Source organism: Priestia sp. P1_B12_1 (assembly GCF_056406695.1).
Map to the genome: position 1 here is coordinate 75,154 of NZ_JBFTZR010000003.1, position 14,937 is coordinate 90,090.

The 14,937-nt window shown below is 35.8% G+C and carries 15 protein-coding genes, 1 tRNA gene and 1 riboswitch; of the genes, 4 read left to right on the forward strand and 12 right to left on the reverse strand.

Annotation, left to right across the window (positions count from 1 at the left end; translation table 11 throughout):
• Positions 1–149 precede the first annotated feature (149 nt).
• Both AC1D0Y_RS11395 and AC1D0Y_RS11400 read left to right on the forward strand, forming a co-directional pair.
• Complete coding sequence (locus AC1D0Y_RS11395; RefSeq protein ID WP_060745598.1) at positions 150–698, forward strand: HD domain-containing protein; 549 nt, start codon at positions 150–152, stop codon at positions 696–698.
• A gap of 106 nt (positions 699–804) precedes the next feature.
• A tRNA-Ala gene (locus AC1D0Y_RS11400) sits at positions 805–876 on the forward strand.
• A gap of 117 nt (positions 877–993) precedes the next feature.
• On the opposite strand, the gene AC1D0Y_RS11405 is transcribed toward AC1D0Y_RS11400, so the two are convergent.
• The 3 genes from AC1D0Y_RS11405 to AC1D0Y_RS11415 all read right to left on the reverse strand — a co-directional run bounded on the left by AC1D0Y_RS11405 (position 994) and on the right by AC1D0Y_RS11415 (position 3,775).
• Positions 994–1,143, reverse strand: coding sequence for a hypothetical protein (locus tag AC1D0Y_RS11405; RefSeq protein ID WP_013057122.1), 150 nt, complete (start codon positions 1,141–1,143; stop codon positions 994–996).
• Positions 1,144–1,989: 846 nt separating this feature from the next.
• Positions 1,990–2,442, reverse strand: coding sequence for a hypothetical protein (locus tag AC1D0Y_RS11410; RefSeq protein WP_028408473.1), 453 nt, complete (start codon positions 2,440–2,442; stop codon positions 1,990–1,992).
• A 133-nt stretch (positions 2,443–2,575) separates the two neighbouring features.
• A complete protein-coding gene (locus AC1D0Y_RS11415) occupies positions 2,576–3,775 on the reverse strand; it encodes a phosphoglycerate dehydrogenase (protein WP_013057119.1) in 1,200 nt (399 codons plus the stop codon).
• Between the two features lie 168 nt (positions 3,776–3,943).
• A riboswitch (ZMP/ZTP riboswitch) is annotated at positions 3,944–4,022 on the reverse strand.
• A gap of 210 nt (positions 4,023–4,232) precedes the next feature.
• On the opposite strand from AC1D0Y_RS11415, the gene htpG reads away from it, so the two are divergent.
• Positions 4,233–6,110 (forward strand): molecular chaperone HtpG, encoded by a 1,878-nt coding sequence (gene htpG, locus AC1D0Y_RS11420; RefSeq protein ID WP_477707587.1) that lies wholly within the window; start codon positions 4,233–4,235, stop codon positions 6,108–6,110.
• A 30-nt stretch (positions 6,111–6,140) separates the two neighbouring features.
• Here htpG and AC1D0Y_RS11425 read toward each other — a convergent pair whose 3' ends face one another.
• From AC1D0Y_RS11425 to trhO, 6 genes are all read right to left on the reverse strand, one after another.
• Complete coding sequence (locus AC1D0Y_RS11425) at positions 6,141–6,701, reverse strand: tubby C-terminal domain-like protein (protein ID WP_028408475.1); 561 nt, start codon at positions 6,699–6,701, stop codon at positions 6,141–6,143.
• 55 nt (positions 6,702–6,756) lie between these two features.
• Positions 6,757–7,563, reverse strand: a complete 807-nt coding sequence (locus tag AC1D0Y_RS11430; protein WP_028408476.1) for a DUF817 domain-containing protein — start codon at positions 7,561–7,563, stop codon at positions 6,757–6,759.
• A gap of 148 nt (positions 7,564–7,711) precedes the next feature.
• Positions 7,712–9,148 carry a 4-hydroxyphenylacetate 3-monooxygenase, oxygenase component gene (gene hpaB, locus AC1D0Y_RS11435; RefSeq protein ID WP_028408477.1) on the reverse strand — a complete coding sequence of 479 codons (1,437 nt, stop codon included), beginning with the start codon at positions 9,146–9,148 and terminating at the stop codon, positions 7,712–7,714.
• Positions 9,149–9,288: 140 nt separating this feature from the next.
• On the reverse strand, positions 9,289–9,651 hold the full coding sequence (locus AC1D0Y_RS11440; protein ID WP_081085230.1) for a group I truncated hemoglobin: 363 nt from the start codon (positions 9,649–9,651) through the stop codon (positions 9,289–9,291).
• A 224-nt stretch (positions 9,652–9,875) separates the two neighbouring features.
• Positions 9,876–10,733, reverse strand: coding sequence for an SMP-30/gluconolactonase/LRE family protein (locus tag AC1D0Y_RS11445; protein WP_025751869.1), 858 nt, complete (start codon positions 10,731–10,733; stop codon positions 9,876–9,878).
• Between the two features lie 207 nt (positions 10,734–10,940).
• Positions 10,941–11,909: an oxygen-dependent tRNA uridine(34) hydroxylase TrhO gene (gene trhO, locus AC1D0Y_RS11450; RefSeq protein WP_477707588.1), complete on the reverse strand. Its 969-nt coding sequence runs from the start codon at positions 11,907–11,909 to the stop codon at positions 10,941–10,943.
• A 334-nt stretch (positions 11,910–12,243) separates the two neighbouring features.
• Between trhO and AC1D0Y_RS11455 the strand changes: the two genes are divergently transcribed.
• On the forward strand, positions 12,244–13,047 hold the full coding sequence (locus AC1D0Y_RS11455; protein WP_201026583.1) for an alpha/beta fold hydrolase: 804 nt from the start codon (positions 12,244–12,246) through the stop codon (positions 13,045–13,047).
• 76 nt (positions 13,048–13,123) lie between these two features.
• Here AC1D0Y_RS11455 and AC1D0Y_RS11460 read toward each other — a convergent pair whose 3' ends face one another.
• The 3 genes from AC1D0Y_RS11460 to AC1D0Y_RS11470 all read right to left on the reverse strand — a co-directional run bounded on the left by AC1D0Y_RS11460 (position 13,124) and on the right by AC1D0Y_RS11470 (position 14,852).
• Entirely contained in the window at positions 13,124–13,903 is a 780-nt protein-coding gene (locus AC1D0Y_RS11460; RefSeq protein ID WP_060745602.1) for an MBL fold metallo-hydrolase, read from the reverse strand.
• 184 nt (positions 13,904–14,087) lie between these two features.
• Positions 14,088–14,423, reverse strand: a complete 336-nt coding sequence (locus AC1D0Y_RS11465) for an ArsR/SmtB family transcription factor (protein WP_060745603.1) — start codon at positions 14,421–14,423, stop codon at positions 14,088–14,090.
• A complete protein-coding gene (locus tag AC1D0Y_RS11470) occupies positions 14,424–14,852 on the reverse strand; it encodes an SRPBCC family protein (protein ID WP_060745604.1) in 429 nt (142 codons plus the stop codon).
• Between the last annotated feature and the right edge of the window lie 85 nt (positions 14,853–14,937).

The window sequence follows — 14,937 nt, forward strand, 5'->3', positions numbered from 1 at the left end:
GTCTTATAAAAAAACTACAATATGAAGGGATTTTAATAGCCTTCCCTTATTATAAGAAATGAATTTGTGCAATTTTATAAAGTGAAGAAAGCTATATTCGTTTATACTATTAATATGAAGATATACTGAATAAAAAGTGGAGGAATATGATGTCTTTAATAAAAGAAGCACGTAGATATGCAGAACACGCTCATAGCGGCCAAATGCGCAAACTGTCCGATAAACCTTATATTGTTCACCCTATTAATGTAGGTAATATTTTAGAAAAAGCGGGTTTTAGTGAAGAAGTAATTGCAGCAGCTTATCTGCATGATGCTGTAGAAGATACAAGTGTAACACTCGAAGAAATTGTACAAAGATTTGGTTTAGAGGTAGCGGGGATTGTTGAAGCTCATACAGAAAACAAATCAAAAAGCTGGGAAGAACGTAAACAGCATACAATTCAAATTGTGAAAACTGGTTCTCTTGAAGTGAAATCTTTAATTGTAGCAGATAAATTAGACAATTTACGGTCTTTAAAAGAAAGCTACGATCAGCAAGGAGATACGATTTGGAATAGCTTTAAAAGAGGATTCGAAAAGCAGAAATGGTACTACGAATCCATCAGCAAATACGCTGCAAAAGGATTGGAACCAAGCCAAATTCCAAGTTTTTTTTATACGTACAAACAAGAAGTAAATGATTTTTTTAGAAGTTAATATTCATATGAAGAAATTAGAAAACACTGAAAATAACTATTGCGAACGCGCGGCATACGTATTAAAATATAGTAGAGTCAACACGCAATAAAGACTCTACATAATCGGGACTGTAGTTCAGTGGGAGAATACTTGTCTGGCAGACAAGGGGTCGTGGGTTCGAATCCCATCAGTTCCATAAAACCAGTCGCATCAACAGTTTAAAACACTTTAAAACTCTGCAGAATGGAATGGTTGCAATACTATTTCATCTGACCTCTTCATGATTTCCATGAAGAGGTTTTTTATTTTCTTTTTACGATTGATCCTCATGGTTTTTATGATTATTTTTTTCACTGCTTCTGCTTACAATTTCTCTAAGTTCGCCCTCGTCGCCTTTTGCATTGATGATTTCAAAAAGCTGATTCAACCCTTCACTTGTTTCATCATTTGGTTCTTTGCCCATTCTATCCCCTCCTTTTGCTTCTAGGATACCCATTTTTTTCACATTGTTTCACGAAAAAAGCAATTCATCAATATTAATTCGCCGTAAAAGTATACCTTTACGACCCTTGTACAATTACTGGTTATACAGATATACTCAATCAATTCTTTCAATTTTGCAGCGTTTTATAGGGCTTCTAATACTCATCTATAATGAAATGATCATCACAAACTTCGCTAAAATCGTTCTCTTCGTGGAGATCTACTTCTTTATCTTTAGATATCTCGGTTTCTATTGTAAATAGTTTAAAAAGCTTGTTTAACATTGTTCCACCTCATATCTTTTATTAATACATTCAGTATGATTAATTTATATGAAGCCAGTATGAATTGAAACTTAAGATAATGTGAATGTAGACATTAACGTGAGATGTTAAGCATGCTTATACCCTGGACAGAAAAGTTATTTCATTCTACAAAGAAGTGATTAGTATATCAGCTGTATGTGGCCTTCGTTCTATAACAGTCGTTTTTGTTATTCGTTTTGCCATTGTACTAGGTAGCTTAGTTTTATGTATTATCGCTTTAATCCTTTGGTTATCAACATCCTTAAATACCATTCAAATGGCTTGTGTAGTTGGAATTATCCTTTTGCTTGCTTTGTTTTTCTTTAGTTATATCCACAATTGAACGAAAAAACGCAAGCTATAAAAAAAACTTTGTATGTTGCTGCAAAGTTTTTTTCATAGACACTTACTGTTTGTTAAGAACTGTATGAAATATGAAATAGCTCATACACTTCTTATACAATCGTTAAGACCGATGCTTTTTTAATACTTCTACTATCACTTCTTAAAGTAGTAATCACCTATTCTTTTGTAGTCATAAAATGAAGAATCCTTACCTTTTTTTCACAATATTCAATAATTTCATAACAGACTGTGAGAATATCATGTCTAGACAGTTCTATTTCATCAAATACAAATTTTGAAAGCTGCTTCTGCAGAACCTCCAGCTTTTTGCTGTCTTCTTCATCGATCCATAGCCCTTCCGTAATACACACATCTGCTAGTTTGTTAATAGATTGAGCCGTCCAGTTTAATCCGGCTGAAGAAACAGTTTTTGTAAGTAAATCGTTTTTTATAGCTAGAATAACTTGACACACATGGGTATAGGCATCAACTTTCTTTTGGATAAATGCTTTGCGAAGCTCTTGCTTGTATTGCTCTTTCGACATCACTATGGCTACGACAGACGTAATGAATGTTCCTGCCAGCGCGATGAGCGACCCTATCAAAATTCCGATCAGTTCTCCTGACAAAACGTTCACCTCTTTAAAGGTATTTCTATATGCTATGGGAATGAAGGAAATGATATGAAGATAAACACTATGTAAAAACAGCCCTAACTTTTCTAAGTTAGGGCTGCAACACTAGAATATGATAGTAACCAAATTAGATAATACGACTTGTAATAATTCCTTCAATTTGACCAATTTTTTCTTCTAGCTCAGGCACAATCTCGTCACTTACTTGATTGTCAATATCAATCATTGTATACGCATATTCACCGCGGCTTCTGTTCACCATATCTGCGATGTTTAAATTGTAGTTTGAGAAAACTTGCGTAAGTTGTCCTACCATATTCGGCACATTGTGATGGAAAGCAGCTACGCGTTTTTTCCCAGTGTAAGGAAGAGATGCATTCGGGAAGTTTACTGAGTTTTTAACGTTTCCTGTTTCTAAGAAATTTTTCACTTGACGTGCTGCCATTACCGCACAGTTTTCTTCTGATTCTTGAGTTGATGCCCCTAGATGAGGAATTGGCACAACATTTTTCATGTTCAAGACATTTTGATTTGGGAAATCTGTAATGTATCGTCCAACTTTTCCACTTTCAAGAGCAGCTTTCATATCTTCTTCGTTTACAAGCTCACCGCGTGAGAAGTTCAAAATATGAACATCCGGTTTCATGATGCTGAACGTTTCTTTATTGAAAACACCTTTTGTATCGTCCGTTAATGGAACGTGAACCGTAATATAGTCAGATGCTGCAAATAGTTCTTCTAGAGACATTGCACGCTGTACGTTGCGAGACAAATTCCAAGCTGTATTAACAGAAATGAATGGATCAAAACCAATTACGTCCATATCTAAATCAAGCGCATCGTTTGCTACAAGAGCACCAATTGCACCTAAACCAATAACGCCTAACGTTTTACCTTTGATTTCTTTTCCAACAAACTGTTTTTTACCTGCTTCAACTAATTTAGGAATTTGATCACCTTGGCCATCTAATCCTTTTGTCCATTCAACTCCAGCAAATAAGTTACGAGAAGAAGCCATAATTGTAGTTAAAACCATTTCTTTTACTGCGTTTGCATTAGCTCCTGGCGTATTAAATACAACGATACCTTGCTCCGTGCAAGCGTCCACCGGTATATTATTAACCCCTGCTCCAGCTCGTGCAATAGCTTTTAAATTTTGGTCAAATGCCATGCTGTGCATGTTAAAGCTACGCACGACAATCGCATCTGGATTTTCGCTGTCGTTGTCAATTTGATAACCTTCTTGATTAAAAACATTTAGACCTTTTTGTGCAATGTTGTTTAATGTTTTGATTGTTTGTACTTTTTCTAATGTTAATGTGCTCATTTTGTACTCTCCTCTGATTATCATCGTAGTTTTACATGTTTTTACCTTTGGATAAAGGAACTTCATTTTTAATTTTTTTAAAAGTCTGGTTTTTTAGCCTACATGTGTGATAACTTCTATATCCTCTCCCCCTAAACAGAAAGAGGTAAGAGATATGTATTAATCCCTTACCTCTGCCCAGGCGAACGGCTACGTCACTATATGCTTCCTCACGGTTATCCGCGTTTCGCCAGTCACATATAGTCTTTGAAATTAAGTATATTCTAGCAAACTCTTTCAGAACGTTCAACCTTTTTTTAAAAGTTTGCTTTTTTCAGTCTAATTTTTACTCTCTTTAGCGAATCTCCTAATATATTGACAAATATCCTAATACATGTTAAATAAGAAGAGTGATTAGCACTCTATTCACCCAAGTGCTAATTATTTTATAAGCCCCATTTGGAAAGGAGAATTTCTTATGTCAAAAAAAGAATTCAAAGCCGAATCAAAGCGATTATTAGAGATGATGATTAATTCTATCTATTCTCAAAAAGAAGTATTTTTGAGAGAACTTCTATCAAATTCAAGCGATGCAATCGATAAAATTTATTACAAAGCCTTAACAGACGATTCCTTACGTTTTAACAAAGAAAGCTATTACATAAAAGTAAAACCAGATAAAACTAACCGTACCTTAACCATTACGGATACTGGAATTGGCATGACGCAAGAAGAGCTTGAAAGCAGCTTGGGCACAATTGCGCGAAGCGGTTCCCTTGCGTTTAAAAACGAAAATGAAATAAAGGACGGGCACACGATTATCGGCCAATTCGGCGTTGGGTTTTACGCAGCGTTCATGGTGGCAGATGTCGTGACGGTGATTAGTAAAGCGTTAGGCAGCGATGAAGCCCATAAATGGGAATCTACTGGTGCTGATGGTTATACAATCGAGCCTTGCAAAAAAGAAACGGTTGGGACTCAAATTATTTTAAAAATTAAAGAAAATACAGAAGATGAAACATATGATGAGTATCTAGAAGAGTATCGTTTAAAAGAGATCATTAAAAAGTATTCAGACTTTATCCGCTACCCGATTAAAATGGACATAACGGAAAAACGTCCTAAAGAAGGTTCTGATAACGAGCTAGAAGATTATACAGAAGAGCAAGTTATCAACAGTATGGTACCTATCTGGAAGAAAAATAAAAATGAATTGACTTCAGAAGACTATGAGCAGTTTTATTCAGAAAAGCGCTACGGATTTGATAAACCGCTCACTCACCTTCATATTAATGTGGATGGAACGATTTGCTACAATGCCATTTTATTTATCCCAGAAAATAGTCCGTTTGACTACTACTCAAAAGAATTTGAAAAAGGGCTTGAACTGTATTCAAACGGCGTCTTAATTATGAATAAATGTGCAGATCTTCTTCCAGATTACTTTAGCTTTGTAAAAGGTATGGTAGATTCTGAAGATTTATCTCTTAATATTTCACGTGAAATTTTGCAGCAAGACCGCCAGCTTCAGCTGATTGCCAAAAACATCGGCAAGAAAATCAAAAATGAATTAAAAAGCTTGCTTAAAAACGAACGTGAAAAGTACGAGAAGTTTTATGAATCATTTGGCCGCCAGTTGAAGTACGGCGTTTACAGTGACTTTGGCAGCAACAAAGACGTATTAAAAGACCTGCTTTTATTCTATTCTTCTACAGAGAAAAAGCTCGTAACACTAGATGAGTATGTATCGCGCATGCCTGAAGATCAAAAGTATATCTATTATGCATCAGGTGAATCGTATGACCGAATTGAAAAGCTTCCTCAAGCAGAATTGGTTGCAGATAAAGGGTACGAAATTCTGTATTTTACAGAAGATATCGATGAATTTGCAATTAAAATGTTAATGACGTACGAAGAAAAAGAATTTAAATCTGTTTCAAGCAGTGACTTAGGGATTGAAGCAGAAGAAGAAGAGCTCAATGAGTCTGAGGAAAGAGAAAATAAAGAGCTATTTGACTATATGAAAAAAGCTTTGGCGGGAAAAGTAGGAGATGTGCGCGCGTCTAAACGTTTAAAAACACATCCCGTTTGCTTATCAGCTGATGGTGAAGTAACGATTGAAATGGAGAAAATTTTAAGTGCTATGCCTGATAATCAGCATGTAAAAGCAGAAAAAGTGTTAGAAATTAACGTACATCATGATGTATTTGCTTCTTTAAAAGATGCATTTGAAAATGATAAAGGGAAATTAGACCTCTATACAAATTTATTATATAACCAAGCTCTTCTAATTGAAGGTTTATATATTAGTGATCCCGTTGAATTCACAAATGATATTTGTAAAATCATGATATAAAAATCAGGCGCAGAATGATTCTGCGCCTGATTATATGTATGGCATAATAAAAGTAGTTATATAGTAAGAAGCGATAAAAATGGGTACGGGCAGTTCTTCTGTTACTCTTATTGAGTGTTTGCCTTCTTTAAAATGAAAAAGGTCTGATTTAAACTCTGCGACTTTTTCTCTTTTTTGATTAAAAATAAACGCTTCCTCTACAGCTTCATGACTGCTTAACATGTAGACGTTATTTCCCCATCTAATTTCTTGTGCTCCTTCGTTGTTAATTATTCCTTTACCTAATAGATCTCCCACTGTTTTTCCATTTTCTTTTATCACCCACCGGTGTTTTTTTACGTGATCAATAAACACCGTTCTTCCTTCCCATTGAACTTGTAAATGTACCTTTAAGCCGCAGGAAAAGATAGGAAACCAAGAAATAGAATCTAACACTGGAAGTCCATCACGAGTTAAAAAATCAATACTTTTCGTCCACATATTTTTATGCATTCTCTTAAGCTGTCCGACGTTTTCTCCATTTTCATTTGTAACTGCTATGGTCTTCCCCGCTGATTTAAAATAGGGAAGATAAAAAATATATTCTTGCATATAAGCCTCCAAAGGTTCTGCACTTCATATTAACAGCGTGTACATAGTTATGTTTCTATCTTTCATATATTTCGTTTGTTTCTTTTGATTTCTTTCTTTGTTTAAATTGGCTTTGATTTTCTTTTAAATGCTTTAGTAAAGCAACAATCAAGAAACTAACAATCACAAGAAGAAGCCAAGAGCTAATTTTACTTATATGAACCATTGTCCACTGCTGCTGTTGATCTGGATACTGCCATGCTCCGAAAAATGTTGCGATATTTTCAGCGATCCAAATGAAAAAGCCAATCAGTACAAAAGACAATACTAAAGGCATGCGATATGTACGTTTGTTAACTGTAAAATATACAAAAGTTCGATAGAAAATAAGTAAAGTAAAAAGTTTTAAAAACCAGCGGAAGTCGTAAATAAAATGATGCGTGAAAAAGTTAAGGTAAATAGCCGCACTTAGTATACTGACAACCCATGTAGAAGGCCAGTTCGTAAGCTTTAATTCAAGCCTTCTCCACACTTGGCACATGTAGCTGGCTACACTAGCATACATAAATCCGCTGTACAGCGGAACTCCCCAGACTTTAGTGAAAGCTTTTTCCGGATAGCTCCATGAGCCCATATGAACTTTGTAGAGTTCTAACGCTAGTCCAATTAAATGAAATACTGCGATGACTTTTACTTCATCAAGCGTTTCTCGTTTAAACATTACCATTAAAACTTGAGTTCCTAGACAGACTAATAGAATAAGGTCATATCTAGAAATAAACGGTACTTCAATTATTTTTGTCATAGCCAACGTAAGAAAAATGATAACAGGAAAAACACAAGATTTTGCTTGTTCTAAACCAAAATAGATTAATTGCTTCATTGTCACATCCTACCTTTATAGTATTCCTTAGTATTTTCACAGAAATGATTCCTTGAAAATTATTGCAGATTTTTAAAATTTATTCAATAAGCATCTCCGCTGTTTTGGTAACTAAACTATCATACCCAGCGGAGATTCGTTTTCTCCGTTAACTTTTTAAAAAATCGGTTACTCTCTGTACATAGCGCTCTTTATCATAAGATAAGTACAGATAACTGGTTAACTGTACAGGCTCTCCAAAGAAAAAACGTTCATACAGTGTTTCTCTTGTGCCAAACGGACTCATAGTTAAATCCCACGCTAGTCGAAAAAGCTTAATTCGATCTTCTGCCCCTCTCGATTTAGCTTGTAAATAACGCGTAATATCTTCTTTAACCAATGAGCGGCACGTATTTTCTGTTGGTATTGCCATTAGTCCGCTTGCACCTAAAAGCTGGATAATCTCTGTAAAGGTAGGATATGTTTTTGAAAATATATTTGCGGCAATACGAAGTGTAGTTTCATTCGGACGCATGTATCCCCATGGATCAATTTCCGCTTCTTCTTCTGCTTTCATCACGAGAGCTTTCATTGTTTCTAAAGCAATAATAAGCTCCGTTGCTTTTTCTCGCACATGCGGATAATCCGTAATGTTAATGGTTTCAATCAGAGATTGTACAATCCCTAATACAAACTCTGTTTTGACAATTCTCCTTGAAGTTACCTGATGCAGAGCAAAAGCTGAAAAGGAACTAGAAGCAAGGAATGTATTTGATACGTCTACATTTTCATAGAAAAAAACGCGGTTCCACGGTACTAATACATGGTCAAAAACAACAACTGTATCCATTTCTTCAAATCTAGAACTTAATGGATAATCAAACGTCGATTCTTTTCCTGCAAATGATTCTCTACAAATAAATTTAATTCCTTTTGTATTACTTGGAATCGAAAAAGCAAATCCTTTTTCTTTTCCTTGAATGCCCGCTGAAGACAGTACGAGCAGCTCATCCGTCATTCCGCCCTGTGTAGCAAGCAGTTTCGCGCCTTGGATAACGATTCCCTCATTGTTTTTATCAACTATTTTTGCTGCTATCGGTTCGTCGTTTTGCTCGTAATAAAATTGGATTCGATTGACTTGAGGATCGATGAATGTATGAGTGAGCGATAAATCGTGCTCTCTCACATATTCATAATAAGAAAGGATGTTTTCAGGAAAGCAGTTTTCTGTTCCTCTCAGGAGTTCTGCAGAGGATGCAAAAGCCATTAATACGGTATTCATATAATCTGGACTTCTTCCCATCATACCATGGGTTAATTGCGCCCATTGCTGGGTCATCTCTCGTCTTTTTTTTAACTCTTCTTTTGTTTTAGGCTGTAAATAAGATGTACCAACAAATTCTTTAGAAGCCGGAGATTGATATGTCATGATATCTTTAATTTTTTTGTCATGCTGAAGATCATAAAGCTTAGCTTGACTGTTAATGGCTCCTTTAAAAGCCGGATGTTCTGATATATCGCCTGTTACGAGCTTGCCATCAACCCATACATTTGCTTTTAATTGATTAATTCTCTCTACGTATTGCTTCCCATTAATTGCTGACATACTCCCACTCCCAGACTTTCGATAAATATTTTTACCTATTGCATTTTTATCATATTACGATGTCTTTTCCATGTTTCCTTCATACATCACAGCTTTGAGCATAAAAAAAAGAAGGTCACAGTAACCTTCTTTTTTATGATTTATTTATATTGAATATCATTTCTTAGGGATTCAACTTTACTTAATGCTTGGTCAATATCAGGCTCTTCAACATTAAAGTGAGCAAGTGCATCGTGAAGATGCTTAGCAATTGCATTAAAATGTTCGGGTTGAATATTCATATTTGCATGTGCTTTGGCCATCGACTTCCCTGAATATTGATTCGGGCCACCTAAGGCAAAGCTTATAAACTTAGCTTGATGCCGACGCTGTTTATCCATGTCCGTATGCTCGAAAAAGTGACTGACCGTTTCGTCTTTTAATACGAGTTCAGAATAAAAATAATCAACTACTTTGTCAATCGCTTCTTGTCCGCCCACTTTTTCATACAATGTTTGTTCCAAAACAATTCCTCCTTTTGTACCTTCTCCCATTATTACCCAATAGAAGTGTTCATATTCTTTAAAAGGCTTCTTTATGGAAATTCGTTGTCCCCATATTTTATTCCTCTTCCTCATAAAGAATAAAATGTAAAGAAGTGAACACAACGTAAAGGAATTGTAGAAGCTGTATGTAACATCTCTCGTTACTTGGCTTTAGGAATCATTACATTTTTCCAAGCGCTTATCTAATATACGTAAGTATAAGCAGGGACGCCTTTTACTCCTACTCGGCATGAAAAAAGAGAGCCGGCAGCTTCTTCGTATTTTTCTTCTTCCTTAGCTGTGGTGATAAATAAGGTTTGTAAATCGTCTCCTCCAAATGTACAGCAGGTTACATTGGAAACAGGAAGATGAATAGATTCTATAATTTCTCCTTTATCTGGATCTACACAAATGACTTTCGAACCTCCCCAAAGCGCTACCCATAATCGGTCGTGTTCATCAATTGTCATTCCATCGGGAAACCCGTCCATATCTGAAAGGTCAATCACTACTTTTTCATCTTCGAGCCTTGTTGTTTCTTTCGAAAATGAATAAGACATAATTTTATTTTTCGGTGAATCAACCAGAAAGAATTTGTCTCCTGTTCGATTCCAAGCTAGCCCGTTTGACACGCTTAATCCTTCTTTAGCGCTCTTAATGACACCTTTTTCATCTACTACGTAAAGTTGGGCTTTTCCTTCTTCATCTTCTTCACTCATCGTTCCAATCCAAAAGCGATTATATGGATCACATTTCCCGTCATTAAAACGCATGGTTTTTTCAAGAGTATCTAAACGGATATACTCTTCATGATTCTTTTTGTTTTTATCAACTAAAAGCAGCTGATTACGGGTAGAGACAATCAATTTTGAATGATTGGTTTTAGAAACGCTTGTAACGACTGAAGGAAGAGCAATATCTTCTAAGGTTGTCGTTTTTGGATCGTACGTAAGAAGCTTTTTATCTAAGATGTCTACTAACACTAATTTTTGATTTTCTTCATCCCATAGGGGTCCTTCAAGCAAACGGCCATCGTACTTTTTTTCAATTTTTGCTTCCATTTTCAAGCTCCTTTTTCGTTTTTATGTACAATCATTTTTTTATAATCGCTTTCTCAAAAAAACATTCTTTTAAACAAATAGAAAAAGTTAGGAATATCTTTCCTTTTTCATAAATACCCGTTGTATGACATTCTTTAAACACCAGGTTCTAAGAGAATCTTTTCATAAAAAAGCAGCACGCTTTGTATAGCGTGCTGCTTTTTTTTATTATAAAGTTACGTGTTCTTTTTCAAGCTCTTTAACACGTGCTGCAAACTCTTCTTCTGTTAAACCATGTTCTTTTACATAGCGGTTACGAGGGCTCACTCGGCATTCATGTGAACAAGCGCGTAAATATTTGTGTTCATTTTCTTCAGAAGCTAAGATTTTCTTATTGCATTCTGGGTTTGCACAGTTAACATAACGTTCACAAGGCTCGCCGGTAAAGTGGTCTTTTCCGACAATCACATGCTCTTTTTGGTTAACTGGTACGCTGATGCGCTCATCAAACACATAGCACTGACCGTCCCATAGTTCACCTTGTACTTCAGGATCTTTTCCGTATGTGACAATACCTCCGTGAAGCTGGCTTACGTCTTCAAAACCTTCTTCAAGAAGCCACCCAGAGAATTTTTCACAACGAATACCGCCTGTGCAGTAAGTTAAGATTTTTTTATCTTCAAACTGATCTTTGTTGTCGCGAATCCATTCAGGAAGCTCACGGAAGTTTCGAATATCCGGACGAACAGCTCCTCGGAAATGACCTAAATCGTATTCATAATCGTTTCGTGCATCAATTACGACCGTATTCTCATCTTGCATCGCTTGATGAAATTCTTTTGGGCTTAAGTAATTACCCGTTACCCGAAGAGGATTCACATCTTCTTCTAATCGAAGAGTTACTAATTCTTTGCGGTGACGCACGTGCATTTTTTTGAACGCATGTTCATCTGCTTCGTCTATTTTAAATACAATACCTTTAAAACGAGGATCATTTTTCATCGTTTCCATGTATTTATCTGTTTGTTCAACTGTTCCTGATACCGTTCCATTGATCCCTTCAGCCGCAATTAAAATGCGTCCTTTTAATTCAAGCTCTTTACAAAATGCCAAGTGCTGAGCTGTGAACTCTTCAGGATTTTCAATTGGAGTGTACAAATAATATAGTAGTACTTGATATGGTTTTCTTTCAGTCATGTTGCTTCTTCCACCTATCTGTTTATATTTGCAAGATATAATGCATGTAGGTCGGTTATTGTGAACCGAATTGATGGTAACAATTCATTACTTAAAGGTACATTACGACAAAAACAACATCCTTTTTATGAGGATGCTTCTATCTAAAAAGTATTACAGTGAATGATTGTTTCAAAAACATACAGTATTTAAGCCTGTAATAGTATAACATATCAAAGCGTCCACTTCTAGGATTTGTTCTTCAATAAAAATTTTATTGACGCGATACGTTCTACCTGAATTTTCCCGCGCATACATGATGAGATATAAATCTTTGAAATTGGGGGCGAAAATAATGCCTTTTTATACATTAAAAGACGGTGCAACTTTGTACTATGAACAACAAGGAGAAGGAACACCTATTATTTTCATTCACGGAGTTTGGATGAGCAGTCGTTTTTTTCACAACCAGCTTTCTTTTTTTTCGAAACAGTATCAAACTATTCTTTTGGATTTAAGAGGACATGGAAATTCAAGTCATACTCCATACGGCCATACAATTTCCACTTATGCTCGTGATGTGCATGAGTTTATAACCACTCATCAATTAAAAGACGTCATATTAGTAGGCTGGTCGATGGGTGCTTTTGTTGTGTGGGAATATTTGAAACAATTTGGTCAAGAAAATGTAAAAGGGAATGTTATTGTAGATGAAATGGCTTCAGACTTTAAGTGGCCAGACTTCCCAATCGGTGCATTTGATTTACCTGCGCTTATTTCGCTCATGCAGGGTATTCAACTTGATAGAACAAGTACATTAGAAAGTTTTATTCCGCTTATGTTTAAGGATGAGTTAACGGAAGAAAATAAACATTGGATTATGAAAGAAGTAACGAAAATGCCTGAGTCGATAGCCAGTGCTATTTTGTTTGATCAATCCATTGTGGACTATCGAGATTTTCTCCCGTTTATTACAATCCCTACCTTACTGTGCTTTGGAAAAGAAGAAAAGCTCATTCCTGTAGCGGCTGGAAGACATATTCAAAAGCTGGTTTCAGGTTCTGTACTTGAAGTTTTTGAGAACAGCTGCCACTGCCCTTTTCTTGAAGAAAGCGATCGATTTAACAAAGTTGTGAGCAACTTTATCGAACATATCTAATTTACAAACTTAAAGAAGCAGCGCTTTAGCTACGCTGCTTCTTTAAATGAAACCTTTTATGCGTTTATGTATTGCTTTAGGGTAATAAAATCTCGCGTCCGTCATAAGCAAAGCTTACGTTTTCATCTGAGAGCATCTCGGCGTGCTTTCGGATATCGATATCATGTGATAAATGAGTAAATACCATGTTTTTGGCCTGCAGCTTCGCTTTAATCTCCATTGCCTCTGTCACGTCATATACGGATCTTTTTTCTTTTTGAAGATATTCTTTCCAGAAAGATGTACCAAATATCAGTAAATCTAAGTGGTAAAAGGGCTGCCACTGTTCTTTTGTCACATTAAAAGAATCGGATACATACGCCCAGCGTTCGCCCTGTTTTTGATGAACCACAATGCCGTAGGAATGACCGTTAAATCCGTGATTTACTTTATGAAACGTAATCGTTGTTTCTCCACTATCCCATTTTAACGTTCCTTTAAAGGTAAGCCCTTTTCTTTTTGCGAGATAAGGAAATCTTTCGGTTAACTCGCTGATGACTTCAGGCGCTCCTACGACTTCTGTATTTACATTATTCCAATAGCATAAGTCAGCTAAATCTCCTAAACCAGCCACATGATCATTGTGAGGATGCGTAATAAGTACAGTAGAAGGGATTTTTTTGTTATTGTATAAATGAAATTGATGTTTAAAATCAGGTGATACGTCAATCAAAAACACGTTACCGTCCATTGTAAACTGTGCACTGGGCCTTGTGCGCTGATTTAATTGATCTTTTTGTGTACATACTTTACAGTCACATAATAATCGAGGCACTCCTTGAGCATCGCTCGTCCCGTAAAATAAAAGCTTGTTCATTGCTCTGTTTCCCCCTTTTTTTCTTCTAAAGGTCTATCTTTTTATTTCAAGAAATGTCATATGTTGTTCTGCATCGTTCTTTTATTTGTCCTTCTAGAATAAAACCAGCTTTTATGTAAAACAGCCAGTCTTTTTAACGACTGGCTTTGCTATATTCCCTATAAAAAACGTTTTTATGCTTTTTCTATTGATTTCTTTCTTCATCTCTTTCAACAATATGCTGAAGAATAGATAATTTGTTCGTCCAAAATTGCTCATAGTAAGAAAGCCAATCTTGTACTTCTTTTAAAGGCTCTGGCTGAAGATGATACACTTTTTCTCTGCCTTTTTTTTGTCCATGGACTAAGTCTGCTTCTGAAAGTATATGAAGATGCTTGACAATAGCGGTACGGCTTATTGAAAAATGAGACGTTATTTCTGATATAGGCAATTCTTTTTCAGAAAGCAGCTCAAGTACTTTTCTTCGAGTAGGATCAGCAATGGCTTGAAAGATATCATGCTTGGCAGCTGATGAAGTCATTTAGTTTTCAACAACCTTTCGAAGTTTTTCATTTACGAGACTAATCCACCCGTAGCTCATTCTATCTCGTACCACTGAACTCTTTTCGTTTGCTTTTTCAAGAAGTGTTTCAGCTTCTTTCCACCCGCTATGAATAAGCGTAAATTCAGTTTGATTACCCATTTCTTTTAAGGTAAACGAAACGACCCATCCATCCTTATCCCAAGAGAAAGAAAGGTAGTTTGGTGCATCTATTTCTAATACTTTACACGGAGATGGTCCAAAAGGCGATTGCAAATGAAATTCATATCCTGCCTGAGGCTGAAAATCATTAGGCATGAACCATTGTTGGAGCCCTTCTGCGGTTGCTACTTTATCCCAAACTTTTTGAATCGGCGCGTTAAATATTATCGTCTGTTTTACATCTTCTACTACACTTTTATCATTCATCGTTATCTTCATTCTCCTTTTTAAAAAATAACACTAAAAGGTTTTATATAAAAATAATATAACACCTTTTAGTGTTATGTCAATT

Coding starts and splice junctions, on each gene's coding strand:
- AC1D0Y_RS11395 (WP_060745598.1), top strand. CDS start 150: ATGTCTTTAATAAAAGAAGCACGTAGATATGCAGAACACGCTCATAGC.
- AC1D0Y_RS11405 (WP_013057122.1), bottom strand. CDS start 1,143: ATGGGCAAAGAACCAAATGATGAAACAAGTGAAGGGTTGAATCAGCTT.
- AC1D0Y_RS11415 (WP_013057119.1), bottom strand. CDS start 3,775: ATGAGCACATTAACATTAGAAAAAGTACAAACAATCAAAACATTAAAC.
- htpG (WP_477707587.1), top strand. CDS start 4,233: ATGTCAAAAAAAGAATTCAAAGCCGAATCAAAGCGATTATTAGAGATG.
- AC1D0Y_RS11425 (WP_028408475.1), bottom strand. CDS start 6,701: ATGCAAGAATATATTTTTTATCTTCCCTATTTTAAATCAGCGGGGAAG.
- AC1D0Y_RS11430 (WP_028408476.1), bottom strand. CDS start 7,563: ATGAAGCAATTAATCTATTTTGGTTTAGAACAAGCAAAATCTTGTGTT.
- hpaB (WP_028408477.1), bottom strand. CDS start 9,148: ATGTCAGCAATTAATGGGAAGCAATACGTAGAGAGAATTAATCAATTA.
- AC1D0Y_RS11445 (WP_025751869.1), bottom strand. CDS start 10,733: ATGGAAGCAAAAATTGAAAAAAAGTACGATGGCCGTTTGCTTGAAGGA.
- trhO (WP_477707588.1), bottom strand. CDS start 11,909: ATGACTGAAAGAAAACCATATCAAGTACTACTATATTATTTGTACACT.
- AC1D0Y_RS11455 (WP_201026583.1), top strand. CDS start 12,244: ATGCCTTTTTATACATTAAAAGACGGTGCAACTTTGTACTATGAACAA.
- AC1D0Y_RS11460 (WP_060745602.1), bottom strand. CDS start 13,903: ATGAACAAGCTTTTATTTTACGGGACGAGCGATGCTCAAGGAGTGCCT.
- AC1D0Y_RS11465 (WP_060745603.1), bottom strand. CDS start 14,423: ATGACTTCATCAGCTGCCAAGCATGATATCTTTCAAGCCATTGCTGAT.
- AC1D0Y_RS11470 (WP_060745604.1), bottom strand. CDS start 14,852: ATGAATGATAAAAGTGTAGTAGAAGATGTAAAACAGACGATAATATTT.